The sequence below is a fragment of the Butyrivibrio sp. WCE2006 genome, from assembly GCF_000701985.1.
Taxonomy (GTDB): Bacteria; Bacillota; Clostridia; order Lachnospirales; family Lachnospiraceae; genus Butyrivibrio.
The window spans coordinates 409,055-425,217 of record NZ_JNKH01000001.1; the positions used below are offsets into that span (position 1 = coordinate 409,055).

14 protein-coding genes are annotated in these 16,163 nt (G+C 37.7%); all 14 read right to left on the reverse strand.

What is annotated here, in order from left to right:
• Window positions 1-155: 155 nt before the first annotated feature.
• The 14 genes from T501_RS01755 to ilvB all read right to left on the reverse strand — a co-directional run bounded on the left by T501_RS01755 (window position 156) and on the right by ilvB (window position 16,142).
• Entirely contained in the window at window positions 156-533 is a 378-nt protein-coding gene (locus T501_RS01755) for a NusG domain II-containing protein (protein ID WP_026510411.1), read from the reverse strand.
• Window positions 520-1,725 (reverse strand): AI-2E family transporter, encoded by a 1,206-nt coding sequence (locus T501_RS01760; RefSeq protein ID WP_044912849.1) that lies wholly within the window; start codon window positions 1,723-1,725, stop codon window positions 520-522. Before T501_RS01760 ends, T501_RS01755 begins: the two co-directional genes overlap by 14 nt.
• Window positions 1,726-1,835: 110 nt before the next feature.
• On the reverse strand, window positions 1,836-2,726 hold the full coding sequence (locus T501_RS01765; protein ID WP_044912851.1) for a mechanosensitive ion channel family protein: 891 nt from the start codon (window positions 2,724-2,726) through the stop codon (window positions 1,836-1,838).
• Window positions 2,727-3,084: 358 nt separating this feature from the next.
• The gene (locus T501_RS01770; protein ID WP_026510408.1) at window positions 3,085-4,116 is read right to left on the reverse strand and encodes a branched-chain amino acid aminotransferase; all 1,032 of its coding nucleotides are present in this window, start codon (window positions 4,114-4,116) and stop codon (window positions 3,085-3,087) included.
• Window positions 4,117-4,342: 226 nt separating this feature from the next.
• Complete coding sequence (locus tag T501_RS01775) at window positions 4,343-5,788, reverse strand: AI-2E family transporter (RefSeq protein ID WP_044912853.1); 1,446 nt, start codon at window positions 5,786-5,788, stop codon at window positions 4,343-4,345.
• Between the two features lie 121 nt (window positions 5,789-5,909).
• On the reverse strand, window positions 5,910-6,728 hold the full coding sequence (locus T501_RS01780) for an Mrp/NBP35 family ATP-binding protein (RefSeq protein WP_026510406.1): 819 nt from the start codon (window positions 6,726-6,728) through the stop codon (window positions 5,910-5,912).
• Window positions 6,729-6,792: 64 nt separating this feature from the next.
• Window positions 6,793-7,788, reverse strand: coding sequence for a glycosyltransferase family 2 protein (locus T501_RS01785; RefSeq protein WP_044912854.1), 996 nt, complete (start codon window positions 7,786-7,788; stop codon window positions 6,793-6,795).
• Complete coding sequence (gene leuD / locus T501_RS01790) at window positions 7,778-8,266, reverse strand: 3-isopropylmalate dehydratase small subunit (protein ID WP_044912856.1); 489 nt, start codon at window positions 8,264-8,266, stop codon at window positions 7,778-7,780. Before leuD ends, T501_RS01785 begins: the two co-directional genes overlap by 11 nt.
• A 29-nt stretch (window positions 8,267-8,295) precedes the next feature.
• Window positions 8,296-9,561 (reverse strand): 3-isopropylmalate dehydratase large subunit, encoded by a 1,266-nt coding sequence (leuC, locus tag T501_RS01795; protein ID WP_026510404.1) that lies wholly within the window; start codon window positions 9,559-9,561, stop codon window positions 8,296-8,298.
• A gap of 68 nt (window positions 9,562-9,629) precedes the next feature.
• On the reverse strand, window positions 9,630-12,080 hold the full coding sequence (locus T501_RS19780; RefSeq protein ID WP_050008060.1) for a YfhO family protein: 2,451 nt from the start codon (window positions 12,078-12,080) through the stop codon (window positions 9,630-9,632).
• A 59-nt stretch (window positions 12,081-12,139) separates the two neighbouring features.
• Window positions 12,140-13,168 carry a ketol-acid reductoisomerase gene (gene ilvC / locus T501_RS01805; RefSeq protein ID WP_026510403.1) on the reverse strand — a complete coding sequence of 343 codons (1,029 nt, stop codon included), beginning with the start codon at window positions 13,166-13,168 and terminating at the stop codon, window positions 12,140-12,142.
• A gap of 119 nt (window positions 13,169-13,287) precedes the next feature.
• On the reverse strand, window positions 13,288-13,803 hold the full coding sequence (gene ilvN / locus T501_RS01810) for an acetolactate synthase small subunit (RefSeq protein WP_026510402.1): 516 nt from the start codon (window positions 13,801-13,803) through the stop codon (window positions 13,288-13,290).
• A 198-nt stretch (window positions 13,804-14,001) separates the two neighbouring features.
• Window positions 14,002-14,490, reverse strand: a complete 489-nt coding sequence (gene ilvN, locus T501_RS01815) for an acetolactate synthase small subunit (protein WP_026510401.1) — start codon at window positions 14,488-14,490, stop codon at window positions 14,002-14,004.
• Window positions 14,491-14,507: 17 nt separating this feature from the next.
• The gene (gene ilvB / locus T501_RS01820; protein WP_026510400.1) at window positions 14,508-16,142 is read right to left on the reverse strand and encodes a biosynthetic-type acetolactate synthase large subunit; all 1,635 of its coding nucleotides are present in this window, start codon (window positions 16,140-16,142) and stop codon (window positions 14,508-14,510) included.
• Window positions 16,143-16,163 lie beyond the last annotated feature (21 nt).

Consider the following 16,163-nt stretch of genomic DNA (forward strand, 5'->3'; position numbering starts at 1 on the left):
CCTAGCGCGGTTGCATTTATGCAACAATTACCATGCGGGCGAGTGCGCATCCATAGCGGAGCTTTTTTATATATTAGGGAATTCTGAGGAATTTCCTAATATATAAAAAAGCTCCCTGCAATAAAGCAGGAAGCCTTTGGGATTTTTGACGAGTTCTATTTTGAAATTGTATCTACTTTGTTCTCATTTTCATTTATGACAGTTGCAACAACTCTATGTGGCAGGCAAATTATTGATTCTCCCGATTTTGATATCTTACCCTGTTTTATACAGAGCTTATCAGGACAATCAGCTTCATTAACATAGCAAAAACCATCCTGAATAATTATTGTATTTTGCCCACCATCATAACCATTAATTCTAAACGTGGTATTTTTAGAAAGAGGAAGTTTATTTACAACATTTCCGTTTACACTGATTTCCACATAATTGCCATTTTCCGAAGTGAAATAATTAAGTGCCATAACAAATAAAGCAGCAGTCAAAATAATTATCATAAGCAAGTATGTTCTGTGCCCTTTATTTATTTTCATTCCTATGGCCTCTTCGAATTTCGAGATTTTTTAAAAGCTTGTCAAACTGAATCTTTATAAATGCTGCAACAGGTACCGAAACAAGCATACCTATGAATCCGCCAATAGAGCCTCCAAAAAGTAAAGCTACAATGACAAGCACCGGATGGACATTTACGCTATTACTAAGGAGCTTGGGATTGACTATATTTCCATCAATGGTCTGGATAATAAATATTATGACTATACCTATAGCAAGCATTTTGAATTGTCCATTCATAGCACAGCTTACTATTGTCATTCCATAAGCTACAAAAGGCCCAACGTAAGGCACAAGATTACCGATACCGGTAGCAACACCAATCAGAGCTGCATAGGGAACACCTGCGATTCCAAAGGAAATACTAACAACAACGATCATGAATATTGCATCCGCAAGCTGTCCTCTGATGTAACCGGCAAAGCATTTATCCAAATCACCGACTATTTCAGCGCATACACCATAGACCTTTTCACCAAAAATGCTCTTGAAAGCATTTTTCCAGTATCCATAAATCTTGGAGTCATACATAAAGTATATGCTGAAAATAACACCAAAAAAGAAATTCACAACTGTATTCTTGACGATATTAACTGCACCAAGGAGTCCTGATCCAAAGGAAGTGAAATATCCAACACCACTTTTTGAATCAATATTTGAGATATTCTTTTTAGCTGCGTTTACCATGTTTTCAATCGAAGGAATAGCTATGTCAAATCTCGATAAAAGTGCTTTTCTCAGATTCTCATAAAAATTATATGCCTGGACTCCAATGTACTGAATCATTCCTGAAAGTTCATCAATAGTTACAAATTGAATTTTTGAAGTAAAGGTTGAAATGATTAATGATAATAATGCGAAAAGCAGAATAAAAATCATTGCAAAAGTAAGAAAAACTGAAATTCCTCGCCTAAAACCATCTTTCTTTGAAAAGAATTTGATTTTTCCAAGGAGCCTGTCAAAAAAGTCCATGATTGGCATAAGAAGATATGCAAATATCATACCAAGTATCATCGGAGCAATAACATTAAATATCCATACTATTCCTCCAAGCAAGCCTCTAAGGAAATTCCCTGCCTGACCAAGTATAAGTATTGCTACATAGCTAATTGCTATCGTAGCTATAGCAGCAACAGATATTTTGAAATATTTACTTTCCTTAAGATTCTTCATTATTTACTCTAAGACCTCCCAACAACACTAGTCATAAATTAATTCACGTAATTATCATTATAACATCAATTACAAGATATTTTGACGATTATGTAAAAAGTCTCAGCTCACTATTGTTTTAGCAAAACAGTCTCGTGAGGATAAGGCACCTCTATTCCTGCATTTTCGAGTGCTATAAATACTCTGGTGTTTATATCGTCCTTAAGAACTTCTGTCGGTGTGGCGTGGTCATAATATACCGTAACCATCATCATAAGTGCGCTATCTTCTAAAGAAATAAAATATACAGGCGAATATATTTTTTCACCATTCCTATTTCTCTTACCCGGAACTGAATATGAACTCTCTTCTACTGCATCTGCTATTATTTCCTTAGTCTTTTCAATGTCACTGTTATAATCCACCGGAAACTTAAACTGTGCTGATCTTGGAACATAATCATAACTATAATTTTTTAGTGCAGCACTATTCAGTTTGCTATTGGGGATTACAAGTCTGACTGTATCAACGAGTGTAACCACCACATGTCTCATGGTTATTCGCTCGACTATGCCTGATGTTCCGTCCTCAAGTTCAATCCTGTCCCCAAGGTCAAAGGGCTTGTAAATACTGATAAGAAGTCCTGATAGAACGTCCTGGATTATATCCTGTGCAGCAAAACCGACTATGGCCGCAATAACAGCAGCACTTCCGAAAATTGATTTTCGTATCTGATCACCTGCAAGAGGTATTACAATAAAAATAAAAATTATCGCAGCCTTGGTAATGTTCTCAGCAAACTGCAGGTGTATCTTCCTGCCGCGTTTTTTCTGTATAAACGCAAATATCTTTCTACTAATCTGAATGGATACCCATACAAAAAATACATACACAAGAACCATAAGCAAAATGATCAGAAATGTAATCGCTAATGTAATGATAAAACCTCCAAAATCCTTGCGTATCATTTCATCGATAGCATCTATATTTTGATCTAATATATCATCCAGAAGTGCAAGCATAATTCCCCCTCTTTTTACTTAAAATCTACTGAACGCGTTGTATTTATGATAGCACCTTTTAACATTAAACTATCTGATTTGAGAGTCCCACACTCCTTAAATTTTTATAAAATAAGAGTAAGATAAAAAAGCATGTTTCTTGCAACATGCTCGCGCCGAGCGCGGTTGCAGAATGCAACATATTCCTATCGCGCGAGTGCGCATCCACAGCGGAGCGTTTTTATGATATAGGAATTTTGGAGAAATTTCTATATCATAAAAAAGACGGACATACAACCATGTCCGCCTCTTACGTTTTCGAAATATTATATTCACTCCAGAATCTTGTACAAATACTCTGAGTTGTACAAATTATTCCTTATTTAATTACATGTACCCATCCTTCAGGAGCTTCAATTTCACCCATCTGAATTCCTGTCAGAGTGTCATAAAGTTTCTTGATAACAGGACCCATTTCATCCATACCTGATTCGAAGCAAATCTCTTTGCCATGATCGTTGATCTTACCGACAGGACTGATAACAGCAGCTGTTCCGCAAAGACCCATTTCCTTAAAGTTATGAACTTCATCAAGTCTTACAGGTCTCTCATCAACCTCAAGTCCAAGATAATCCTTTGCAACCTGTACGATTGATCTTCTTGTTATTGAAGGAAGGATAGAATCAGTAAATGACTTAGGAACTACAAGATTACCATTCTCATCTACAAATAAAATATTAGCTCCGCCTGTTTCCTCAATATAAGTTCTGCTCTGGGCATCAAGATATACGTTCTCAGCAAAGCCCTCTTCATGTGCGGTTACAATTGCATGAAGGCTCATAGCATAGTTTAAGCCGGCTTTGATATTTCCGGTACCATGCGGTGCTGCTCTGTCAAAATCACTTATTTTAACAACGATCGGTTTTGCGCCGCCCTTGAAGTAAGGTCCTACAGGTGTTACAAAAATTCTAAACTGATATTCATCTGCAGGCTTAACTCCGATAACATTACCGGTAGCAAACATTAAAGGTCTGATGTAAAGTGTTGCTCCGCTTCCAAAAGGAGGAACCCAGTCTTCATTTGCCTTTACAACTTCCTCAACAGCCTTGATAAATCTTTCAGCAGGGAATTCCGGCATCTCAAGACGTCTTGCAGAATCCATCATTCTTGTGGCATTAAGATCAGGTCTGAAACATACGATGTGACCATCCTCAGTCTCATAAGCCTTAAGTCCTTCAAATACCTCCTGCGCATAGTGAAGAACTCCGGCATCCTCACTGAGAACTATCTTTGCATCTGTTGTGATTTCTCCATCATCCCATTTTCCGTCCTTGTAGTTTGATACATAGCGATAATCCGCTACATGATAATTAAATCCAATGCTTGACCAATCCAAATCTTTCTTACTCATAAATTTACTCCTCCTAAAATTATCTTGATCAGTTCAGGGGATGATAGATACTCCTAAGCCGATTTAGTAAGCTAGTTATACTAATTCAACGCTTTAAAGTGCTAGCTTTTTAAAAATAATTATAATTACATTATATCAAGTGTCAAGGTGTGAATTTAAGCATTAAATTCACATGGCATACATTACAAAATTAATCTATTGTCATATTCTAACCAAAAAGAAAGCATCAGATTTCATCGTTTTTATCTTCATCAGAATTATTTTCATCCATCCTGAAATCATCCTGATTTTCACTGTTTATATCATTATTTGGTTTATTCGGCAGTACATGCTCGATATATTTTTTATTCTTTTTATACAGTTTAAAAATACGTCTCCAGGTAGACCCTTCATTATGGACATAATATTTTGTATTGTCCGCCTCTGATAAAGGTACTATTCCGTTCTCATCCATATATGCTGTCTCTATGTAAATTGAGGTATCTCTCGGAAGCCTTTTTGCCCTCAGTCTCTTCATGGTAATATGTCTGCAAAATGTATAAATACATGCAAATACAGGAACACCAATGATCCATCCGATTGGTCCCCATATACCGCCAAACACCATTATTGCAAAAATCACCCAGAATCCGGAAAGTCCGGTGGAATTTCCAAGAATAAGCGGCCCTAAAATATTACCGTCAATCTGCTGGAGAATTACTATTGTAACCAAAAACACCAAAGCCTTAACCGGATTGATCATTATAAGAAGTATAAATCCAAATCCGCCACCGATATATGGTCCGAAAAAAGGGATAAGATTTGTAATTCCCACACCGAATGCAAGTACGATGGGATAAGGTATATTCAGAAAACTGATCACAATAAAACATATAAGACCGACCAAAAGCGAATCCACTACCTTACCGATAAGAAAACTCGTAAAGGTATGATGCGCATACCTGAATGCGCCAATCACTTCATTTGCAAAATCCCTTCGAAGATACGCATAGCAGATTTTCTTACCCTGACCGATGAAATTCTCCTTTGAATTAAGAATATAGACTGCAACAACTATACCTACAATCAGATATAAGAATATCCTTATTATACTCATCATACTTTTGGATAAGGTTGTTATCATGGTTGATATGCTTGGAACAACAAAGTCTTTAAGCATATTATTGATATTTGTAGAGTATTGCTGCAAAACAGAGTCAACTACCCGTCTTACCGCAGGATTATCATTCAGATACTTGTCCATGATCCGTTGTAAATTATTAACATAGAACGGTAAATTACGGATAATATCACGTATACTTCTAATAAGCTGCGGCACCAAAATAAGAACCATAGCGTACACGATTGCCAAAAACAGAATAATGGTAATTGCTACACTAAATTTCCTTACCTGTCGTCTTTTCTTAAAATACTGCCGATCATTTAAATCTATTCCTCTTAGCCTGTAAAAAGAATAAATCCATTTTTTCTCAATAACATTTAAAAGTGGTGTTAAAATATAGCCGATAGCACAGCCTATGATAATAGGCGTAAGAATTGATAGAATGTTGTTGATTGTCCTGGCAAGTCTGGAACCGTTGAAAAGAATATAGTATATCAGCATAATTACAAGGCTGCATAAAATCACAGACACCATTATGCTTAACTGCTTTTTCCCCGGCTTCCATTTCATAGAACACTTCCCCCAAATCATGTCATAAGGAATTCTGAAATTGAACTCCTTATGACCTTTTTTCATATTTCTATTATAGCCTTACCTACAGAAATAGTAAAACACTAACACCTTCCGGTCATCATAAGTTTTCAAGTCTGTAAACAAGAGAATCCATAAAATCGGGTTCGTAGTCTTCTATTTTTCCATTGTCGCATTTTGATGCAAACTCAGGATCAAGCGGAATTCTTGCAAGAACATCAAGTCCGTTTGCAGCAGCATATGAATCAATTTTGCTCTCACCAAATACATAAACAGGCTCTCCGCAATGAGGACAATTCATATAGCTCATGTTCTCAACAAGACCGATAACCGGTACATTCATCATTTTTGCCATGTTGACTGCTTTTTCAACGATCATTGAAACCAGCTCCTGAGGAGTTGACACAACAATGATGCCATCAACAGGCAGAGACTGGAATACTGTGAGCGGCACATCTCCGGTTCCCGGAGGCATATCTACAAACATAAAATCAATATCGCCCCAGCTTACTTCACCCCAGAACTGTTTTACAACACCTGCAATTACAGGTCCTCTCCAAATAACGGGATCTGTATCGTTATCCATTAAAAGATTTATGGAAACAAGCTTAATTCCGTTTTCAGATTCTGAAGGAATCATATTACCATCATCATCTGCGTATTTTATCTGAGATGCTCCGAACATTTTAGGGATTGAAGGTCCGGTGATATCAGCATCAAGAACGGCTGTTTTATATCCTTTTTTATTCATGGCACAGGCTGATAAACCTGTAACAAGACTTTTTCCTACTCCGCCTTTACCACTGACAATGCCGATTACTTTTTTGACACTGCTTCCTTTAGCAAGGTTTACCTTAAAGCTTGCCTCACTCTCTTTTCTAAAATCTTCAGGAGTCTTTTTTTTCTTCTGTTCTGACATTTTAAAACCTCTCTAAAACTTATATTAATAACCGGAAAATGTATCAAATATATTATTCCGGATATTATTTCTTTATTTTGACATCAATAAGATCAACCACATCATCCTTATCACCAAGATATTCACTGATAATGTATCTTGGTCTGTTTTTGGTTTCAAGGTATATCTTACCAATATACTCGCCAATAACACCCAGGGAAATCATGGTAAGTCCGCCGATTGCCCATATGGACAAAACAGTTGTAGTCCATCCCTGAATCGTATTACCTGTAAAATGCCTTATAAGTGTATAAATAAGAATGATTACGCTTACTGAGAAAATAAATACTCCAAGCCCGGATATAAATCTTATGGGCTTAACACTAAGAGATGTAATACCCTCAAAGGCAAATGAAAGCATTTTCATAAGTGGATATTTACTTTCTCCGGCGAATCTTTCTGATCTTTCGTAATATACAATATCTGTTTTTAAGCCAATCATCGGAACTATGCCGCGAAGAAACAGATTGACTTCAGAGTATTCTGATAGCATCTCAAGCGCATCTCTACTCATCAGTCTGAAATCAGCATGATTATAAACTATGTCCGCACCCATTCTGTTCATGAGCTTGTAATAGCCCTGGGCTGTTCCGCGCTTAAAGAAGGTGTCTGTCTGTCTGCTGCTTCTTACTCCATAGACTATTTCAGCTCCCTCTTTATATTTTTGAAGCATCTCATCTATAGCATCAATGTCATCCTGAAGGTCAGCATCCATTGATATTGCCACATCACAAACACTTCTTACAGTCATAAGCCCTGCAAGAAGTGCATTCTGATGTCCTCTGTTCCTGGATAGCTTTACACCCTGAAAAAGAGGATTCTTCTTATGAAGTTCATCTATTAATTGCCAGGTAGTATCCTTTGATCCGTCATCAACAAGTACTACCCTGCTTGTATCTGAAATAACTCCCTTATTGATAAGACTATTTAATTTTGCTTCTAGTCTTTTTGATGTTTCAGGTAATACCTCCTGCTCATTGTAGCAGGGGATTACCATAAATAATCTGATATTACTTTGCATTGATGTAGTTAACCAGTCCTTCACAATCTATAATTTTCTGCATGAAAGGCGGAAATGCCTGTCCCTGATAAGACTTACCGGTTGTCTCATCAACAATAACACCTGTATCGAAATCAATCTTTACTATATCGCCGGCATTTATCTCTTTTGCTGCTTCTTCACATTCAACAATGGGTAAACCGATATTGATACTGTTTCTGTAAAAAATTCTTGCAAAAGTTTCAGCAATTACACAGGACACACCTGCAGCCTTAATGGCAATAGGTGCATGCTCTCTTGATGAACCGCAGCCAAAGTTTTTATTGGCAACGATTATGTCACCCTTCTTTACATTTTTAATAAATGATTTATCTATATCTTCCATACAATGAGCAGCAAGCTCTGCGTGGTCAGTTGTATTAAGATATCTTGCAGGAATGATAACGTCAGTATCTACATTATCACCAAATTTGAAAACAGTTCCTCTTGCTTCCTTCATAATCCCTATGCCTTTCTATAATATTGTCATTAAAGTTCGCTTGGCTGTGATAACTTACCGGTCACAGCACTTGCCGCAGCAACAGCAGGTGAAGCAAGATAGATCTCAGAATCAGTAGCTCCCATTCTGCCTACAAAATTTCTATTGGTTGTTGATACGCATCTCTCTCCTGATGCAAGAATTCCCATATATCCACCAAGGCATGGTCCACAGGTAGGCGTAGAAACGACTGCTCCCGCTTCAACGAAAGTCTTAAGAAGCCCTTCCTCCATAGCCTGCAGATAGATAGCCTGAGTTGCGGGAATGATGATACATCTTATGCCTTCAGCAACTTTTCTTCCCTTAAGGATTTTAGCTGCCATTCGGATATCGTCAATTCTTCCGTTAGTGCAGGAACCTATTACAACCTGATCGATCTTAATATCATCGATTTCATCAAAAGTGTGGGTATTTTCAGGAAGATGAGGGAATGCAACAGTTGACTTAAGTGTACTAAGATCAATCGTATATTCTTCATCATAAACCGCATCGGGATCAGCTTCAAAAATCTTATATTCTTTATTAGGAGCGTGCTCTTTTAAATATTCGATTGCTTTTTCATCAACAGGGAATATACCATTTTTGCCGCCTGCCTCGATAGCCATGTTGGCAATTGTAAATCTGTCATCCATTGAAAGCTCTTTTACGCCTTCACCGGTAAACTCCATTGATTTATAAAGAGCTCCGTCAACTCCGATCATACCTATTATGTGAAGAATGACATCCTTACCGCTTACATATTCATTAAGCTTCCCTGTCAGATTGAACTTTATGGCTGAAGGCACTTTAAACCATGCTTTACCTGTAGCCATACCGGCTGCCATATCAGTAGAACCTACGCCTGTACTGAAAGCTCCGAGAGCACCGTATGTACAGGTATGTGAATCAGCACCGATAATAAGGTCTCCTGGAACTGTCAGACCTTTTTCAGGCAGCAGTGCATGTTCTATACCCATCTGACCGACTTCGAAATAATTCGTGATAGAATTTCTCTTTGCAAATTCACGTACACATTTGCAGTTCTCTGCAGACTTTATATCCTTGTTCGGAACAAAGTGATCCGGAACCAGTGCTATTTTGTCTTTGTTAAAAACTCCCTTAGAGTTAAATTTTTCCATTTCCTTAATTGCCACAGGACTGGTTATATCATTTCCAAGTACCAGATCAAGATCAGCTTCAATAAGCTGTCCGGCCTTGACTTCTGATAAACCGGCGTGTGCTGCCAGAATTTTCTGGCTCATTGTCATACCTGCCATTTACAATCACTCCTCACCTTTCTATATCTATAATTTTTCCGAAAATATCTTGAATAAACATACCATATTTAGCGTTTTTTGTAAAAACGTACAAGCATAATATATGCACATAATATTACAATTCCGATGATGCTTATAACCGTTCCTTCTTTATACCCATAAGGTAAAAAATCAGCACGAATGTTATGAACACCCTCAGATAACTTTACCGCAATCATGCCATAGTCAGCATTTATTATCTCTGCCTCTTTCCCGTCTACTTTAATATCAAAGCCTTTCATATTTGGTACTGAGAAAAACATAAGCGTTTCTGACATAAAATTATTGGTCATGGCAGTAAAGCCCCTGGTATCCGGCTCAAATTTCTGGCATGAGCTCTGGACTCTGTCCAGACAGTTTTTGTTAAAAAGATCAAGCGGCATTTGTTCTTTGTAATAAGATTTAGGCAATTCTTTTATAATGCCACTGTATTTTTCAACATCATCATCGGATAAAATCATTGCAACCGATAAAATTCTGTCTTTTATAATCTGATCATCTATCATTTCATAATCAGATTCACTGATGCAATAATCATAAGTAAAACCCATCGGAATATAATTAGTGTTCCGGTAAATATCTATTCCATTTTCTGAGTTTAAATATATAAATCCATCTATTCCGCCATCAGTTTCAAATATGCCTTCATCATTTATCAGTGAATTTTCAAAGTAATACTTGTTTGATGATATTGCTCTAAGACCGATGTTTTCCTTGGGTATCCTTGTCTCAACATTTCTTGTTATATCACCTGCTCCCTTCAGGAAATTGATGGTTTCTGCAGGTATCGTACTTATAAAGCTGTGTAGTGAGCCATATCCCCAGAACATATCATAATTTGTGGCAGTATCATCTGTTTCAGTTCTGAAAAATTCATCATCCGAAATCGTTGGCTTAGAATAAAGCATCTGATTTTCCCATTGCTCTTTTCCAAAATCACTTATAAGTCCGCTTCCGTTTTTCAAAACTATAAACAATGAGATAATTGAAGATATTACTGTAAAGATCAGCATTATCTCTACTCTCATAATGGGCTTTTTTAAAACAAGGAATGCATCCTCCCTAAAAGAAATCCTTACTTTTCTTATACATTTAGGCACAGCAAAAACTGAAACAATCAGTAACAACAGAATTATTGCTGTTCCGATAACATCTCTCCAGAAAATCTTTTCATTGAATATCAGTTCGAAAAAGGTGATATCACCATACTGGTCATAGGATGGCAAAACTGATATCACAAGAATCAGCAGAAACAATAAGCAAGTAGCCAAGACGCCTTTCCTTAACTGATATGAGGAACCTCTCTCAATCACAATTGATGTTACAAGTGACATAATCAGTATTGGCATATAAAACCATCTGGCATAATAATTTTCATTCAACAATGAAAACATGGCATTTAATCCGGGTACAAAAGCAATAACAAGGCTTACTGCTAAAAGTTTTCTGTAACCACCTTTTTTATTTTTCTTTAACAAAAAGTATGCGATTACTCCTGATAATCCAAAAAAAGGAAGAAATACAGCCAGCGAAGCATTCTTTACAGGAGTTGTATAAAATACCGTTCCCTTCCCGATAATATCAGGAATCATTACCATACTCTTAAGGATATCCCATAGCATGTTCATACTTTCATAGGATACAAGATCATATCCAAGAGAAAGCTTTGATAATCTGTTGTTCCCTGCAACCCCCAATATGGCCTGGAGAAAATAAAATCCGCCTATGGCTACGCCAAGAAATCCTCCCAATAATGCTCTGAAGAACATTCTGAATATATGTTTTATCTTATTTCCGGACACATAACATGTGAAAAAATACAGAAGTAAAAAAATCACTTCTCCAAAAAAGAAATAATAATTTATAACAGCCATTAAGGTTGTCATAAGCGTAAAAAATATGAATTTTTTACCGCCTGGAACAAACAAAAGTCGATCATTATGATGATCAATTTCCATCAGCTTATCAAATGAATACAAATAAAGCGGAAAAAAGCATACTATATCAGTAAAATGATTAAATACAATATTACAGTCATTGAATCCGGAAAATGCATATAGAAGCGCTCCTATCATGGCAGCTTCATCACGGATTACTTTTCTCCTTATGAAAATATAAGCAGTTACTGCACATATTCCATATTTCATTGCCATCAAAAACGGCATTAAGTATGGAATTGCATTCTCAGGAAAAGGAATGGTAAGCCAGAAAAAAGGACTTCCCAAAAGATAGAAAGAGAAACTTCCTATCAGGGATCCTCCGAAATCCATATTCCACAGATAAAAGAAATCACCGTTTCTTATTGCTCTATGGGCAACAGTATAAAAAGGAATCTGCTGAACGTTATAATCGCCATAATAGAAAAACGGCAAGCCTCTTTTGATAAAGAATGGCAAAACCGCTACCATATACATTGTAAAGGAAAGCGCAAAAAGCTGCACTGCTCTATAGCCATTAGACCTGTTTCTGTAATATTCCATAATTGTCTAAAATGAGCTGCCGCTAAGCGGCAGCTCTTCCTTTAAAATTATTATTATTATCAGTTGTTGATAAGCTTGTCGTTTTCGTTGTTCCAGCTGTAAAGCTTTCTGATCTCAGCGCCAACCTTTTCAGCGGGATGCTCAGAAGCAAGCTTTCTCATAGCATTGAAGTGAACCTGTCCACCGGCCTCACTCATATCAAGCAGGAACTCTTTTGCAAATGTACCATCCTGGATATCTGAGAGAATCTTCTTCATAGCCTTCTTGGTATCCTCAGTAACGATCTTGGGACCTGTTACATAATCACCATATTCAGCAGTATTGGAGATTGAATATCTCATTCCTGCAAAACCTGACTGATAAATAAGGTCTACGATAAGCTTCATCTCGTGAACGCATTCGAAGTAAGCGTTTCTCGGATCATAACCTGCATCAACAAGTGTCTCAAAACCAGCCTGCATAAGTGCACATACACCGCCGCAAAGAACAGCCTGCTCACCGAAGAGGTCTGTCTCTGTCTCTGTTCTGAAGGTTGTCTCAAGGATACCGGCTCTTGCTCCACCGATTCCGGCGCCATATGCAAGTGCCTTATCAAGAGCCTTACCTGTAGCATCCTGATATACAGCAACAAGACAAGGTGTACCCTTACCAGCCTGATACTCACTTCTTACTGTGTGGCCGGGTGCCTTAGGAGCAATCATAGTAACATCAACATCCTTGGGCGGATTGATAAGACCAAAGTGAATATTGAAACCATGAGCGAACATAAGCATATTGCCTGCCTCAAGGTTGGGCTCGATGTCTTCCTTGTACATCTTAGCCTGCTTCTCATCGTTGATAAGAATCATAATCACGTCAGCCATCTTTGCTGCTTCTTTTGTGTTATAAACCTTAAGTCCCTGTGCCTCAGCCTTAGCCTTGCTCTTTGAACCTTCATAAAGACCTATAATGACATTGCATCCGGACTCCTTAAGGTTCAGTGCATGTGCATGGCCCTGAGAACCATAGCCGATAATTGCAATTGTCTTACCTTCTAAAAGTGAAAGATTGCAATCCTCCTGATAAAAAATACGTGCTTCCTGTGACATGTTTCTTACCTCCGTAAAAATTGTTTTTATATACTGACGAAAATCACTTAAGTCATAATTAAGCAGTTTTCGGAGTTAACAGTTTGACCATAAATAAATTCAAGGTACTATCTAAATACTTACATGTTTCGCAGCTCTTCAATTGGAATAACCTTATCTGTTCCTCTTCCAAGACCTGCAATACCGGTTCTTGCCAGCTCAAGAATCTCCTGTCCTTCAAGCATCTTAAGAAGTGCATCTACCTTTGACTGGTTACCTGTGATCTCGATAATCAGAGATTCAGGAGTAACGTCTATAATATTGGCTCTGAAAATATTAGCGATAGTCATAATATTTTCACGTTCCTTCTCACCTGCCCTGACCTTAACAAGAGCCAGTTCTCTGTATACACTCTCTTCAGGTTCAAGTTCATGAATGTCCCTGACGTCAACAAGTTTGGAAACCTGTTTCTCAATCTGGTCCAGTATGACATCATCACCGGATGTCACAATTGTAATTCTTGTAAAATTGGGATCTGCTGTAGTTCCTGCTGTTATACTCTCAATATTGTAGCCTCTTCTGGCAAACAGCGCTGATATCCTGGTAAGAACACCGGATGTATTATCTACAAGCAATTGAAAAACTTTTCTTTTCATACTTCTCCACTAAATTTAAATAATCTGATATAAAATACAAATTATCTAATATCTAAATATAAATAATCTAATATCTTCACATTTTATGCGCTTTTATTCTTAAAGTCAATAAAATACTTTTATTATTTAAAACTTTAACGTTGTAAATTGTTGATTTATTTTAATCAAATACTATTGATCAATATTAATCAGATACCGCTACTTCTCACTCTCACTGCATTTTGTGAGTGCTACAGTTCCGGTACGGGCCATTTCAACAATAGAAACTGTGCGCAACATTTCTATAAAAACTTCCACCCTTTCAGGTGTATCACATATCTGGATGATCATCATATTTTTACTCATGTCTACTATTTGTGCCTTCATGATGTCACAATTTTCCATGATATCTCGTCTGTTCTCGCGATTATAGCGCACCTTTATAAGAGTTAGCTCTCTGCAGATGCTCATGCTCTCCTTAAAGGTTTTTACTTTTATGACATCAAGCTTTTTATTAAGCTGCTTCTCAATCTGTTCAATTGTTCGCTCATCACCGCTGGAAACAATTGTCATACAGGAGACATCCTTGGAATTGGTCTCACCAACCACAAGTGAATCAATATTAAAATTCCTTCTTGAAAACAGTCCGGCAACCTTTGACAAAACACCGGCATGATTTTCAACCAAAACAGAATAAATTCGCTTCATTTTTTCTCCTCTAATCTTTATTTGGCCAGGTCCATAGGGTCTACTACAACTTCACACAAAATACTTTCGTCTGATACCATAAGCTCATCAATCAGCTTTGTTGCCTCAGCTTTTGATGAAGCCCTGAGATATTTCATGTCATAGGCCTCTGCGATTTTATCAAGCTTTGGTGTGTTGTGAAGCTCAACCATATTATATCTGTCATTAAGGGCATAATGCTGATACTCTCTTACCATGCCAAGATAACCGTTGCAGAAAACAATGATCCCTACATTCATGCCATACTGTCTCATGGTTGAAAGTTCCATCATGGACATCTGAAATGCACCATCTCCCATAACAGCAACAACCTTTTTATTCGGAGCGGCATATTTTGCACCAAAGGCAGCAGGTATTGAATATCCCATTGTTCCCATTCCGCCTGAAGTTAAAAATCTTCCTTCCCTGACAAGATGCCATCTGCAGGACCATATCTGGTTCTGACCAACATCTGCCACATAGATTGCATCAGCGGGAAGCTTTCTTGAAAGCTCATGAAGAAAATCCATGGGATCCACGTACTTGGTGGTATCTATTAGAGGACGCTTTTCAAGCATCTCTCCCTTGTATTGATTAAGAGTTTTTATCCATTCCTTTCTTTCATGGATAAGATCCTCTTCATCCTCAAAATCATTGATTTTCTTAAAGATGTGTTTTATATCGCCAACCAGAGGAATTGTAGGTCCAACGTTTTTACCGATCTCTGCAGGATCTACATCTATATGTATGAGAACCTTATTCTCAGTTATAAGGTCAGGTCTGTTCACGGCTCTGTCCGCAACTCTCGCTCCCACCATCAGTAACAGATCAGACTCATTGAGCGCTCTGTTGGCACAGGGTCTTCCATTATTGCCAACCATACCAAAGTAGTAAGGATCCTCTGATGCCATTACACCTATTCCCATCATGGTTGATACGACAGGAATACAATTTTCCTTAACAAACTTTCTGATCTCATTAGTAGCTCCGGAAAGATGAACGCCTCCTCCGACACAGATGATTGGTCTCTTTGCCTTTGCAACTTCCTTGACAACCTTTTTTATCTGTGCAGCATTTCCCTCAACAGTTGGCTTATAAGTTCTCATATTGACCTTTTCAGGATATGAAAACTTTGTAATAAGTTGCTGCTGAATATCAATCGGAATATCAATTAGTACGGGACCTTTTCTTCCAGTACTCGCGATATGAAAAGCCTCCTTGAATATTCTCGGAATGCTGTTCACATCCCTTATCAGATAACTGTATTTTACAAATGATTCAGCAGCTCCTGTAATGTCTGCCTCCTGAAATACATCACTTCCAATCAGCTCGCTGTTAACCTGCCCTGTAATGCATACCAGGGGTATACTGTCAGCATATGCAGTCGCTATTCCTGTAATAAGATTTGTAGCTCCGGGGCCGCTTGTTACAGCACAAACGCCCACTTTCCCACTTATTCTTGCATAACCGCTTGCACAATGTGCCGCATTTTGCTCGGTTCTGATCAATATCTGTTTAATATTTGTCTCCCCCAGGGCATCATAAAAAGGTGCGATTGCCACACCGGAGTATCCATACACTACATCAACATTCTCTGCCTGCAAGCATTTAACAATAGCCTGAGCACCGTTCATTGATATTCCTCCATATATTAA

What these genes read in the sequence shown, in the direction of transcription:
- T501_RS01755 (WP_026510411.1), bottom strand. Translation starts at nt 533, where the DNA reads ATGAAAATAAATAAAGGGCACAGAACATACTTGCTTATGATAATTATT.
- T501_RS01760 (WP_044912849.1), bottom strand. Translation starts at nt 1,725, where the DNA reads ATGAAGAATCTTAAGGAAAGTAAATATTTCAAAATATCTGTTGCTGCT.
- T501_RS01765 (WP_044912851.1), bottom strand. Translation starts at nt 2,726, where the DNA reads ATGCTTGCACTTCTGGATGATATATTAGATCAAAATATAGATGCTATC.
- T501_RS01770 (WP_026510408.1), bottom strand. Translation starts at nt 4,116, where the DNA reads ATGAGTAAGAAAGATTTGGATTGGTCAAGCATTGGATTTAATTATCAT.
- T501_RS01775 (WP_044912853.1), bottom strand. Translation starts at nt 5,788, where the DNA reads ATGAAATGGAAGCCGGGGAAAAAGCAGTTAAGCATAATGGTGTCTGTG.
- T501_RS01780 (WP_026510406.1), bottom strand. Translation starts at nt 6,728, where the DNA reads ATGTCAGAACAGAAGAAAAAAAAGACTCCTGAAGATTTTAGAAAAGAG.
- T501_RS01785 (WP_044912854.1), bottom strand. Translation starts at nt 7,788, where the DNA reads ATGCAAAGTAATATCAGATTATTTATGGTAATCCCCTGCTACAATGAG.
- leuD (WP_044912856.1), bottom strand. Translation starts at nt 8,266, where the DNA reads ATGAAGGAAGCAAGAGGAACTGTTTTCAAATTTGGTGATAATGTAGAT.
- leuC (WP_026510404.1), bottom strand. Translation starts at nt 9,561, where the DNA reads ATGGCAGGTATGACAATGAGCCAGAAAATTCTGGCAGCACACGCCGGT.
- T501_RS19780 (WP_050008060.1), bottom strand. Translation starts at nt 12,080, where the DNA reads ATGGAATATTACAGAAACAGGTCTAATGGCTATAGAGCAGTGCAGCTT.
- ilvC (WP_026510403.1), bottom strand. Translation starts at nt 13,168, where the DNA reads ATGTCACAGGAAGCACGTATTTTTTATCAGGAGGATTGCAATCTTTCA.
- ilvN (WP_026510402.1), bottom strand. Translation starts at nt 13,803, where the DNA reads ATGAAAAGAAAAGTTTTTCAATTGCTTGTAGATAATACATCCGGTGTT.
- ilvN (WP_026510401.1), bottom strand. Translation starts at nt 14,490, where the DNA reads ATGAAGCGAATTTATTCTGTTTTGGTTGAAAATCATGCCGGTGTTTTG.
- ilvB (WP_026510400.1), bottom strand. Translation starts at nt 16,142, where the DNA reads ATGAACGGTGCTCAGGCTATTGTTAAATGCTTGCAGGCAGAGAATGTT.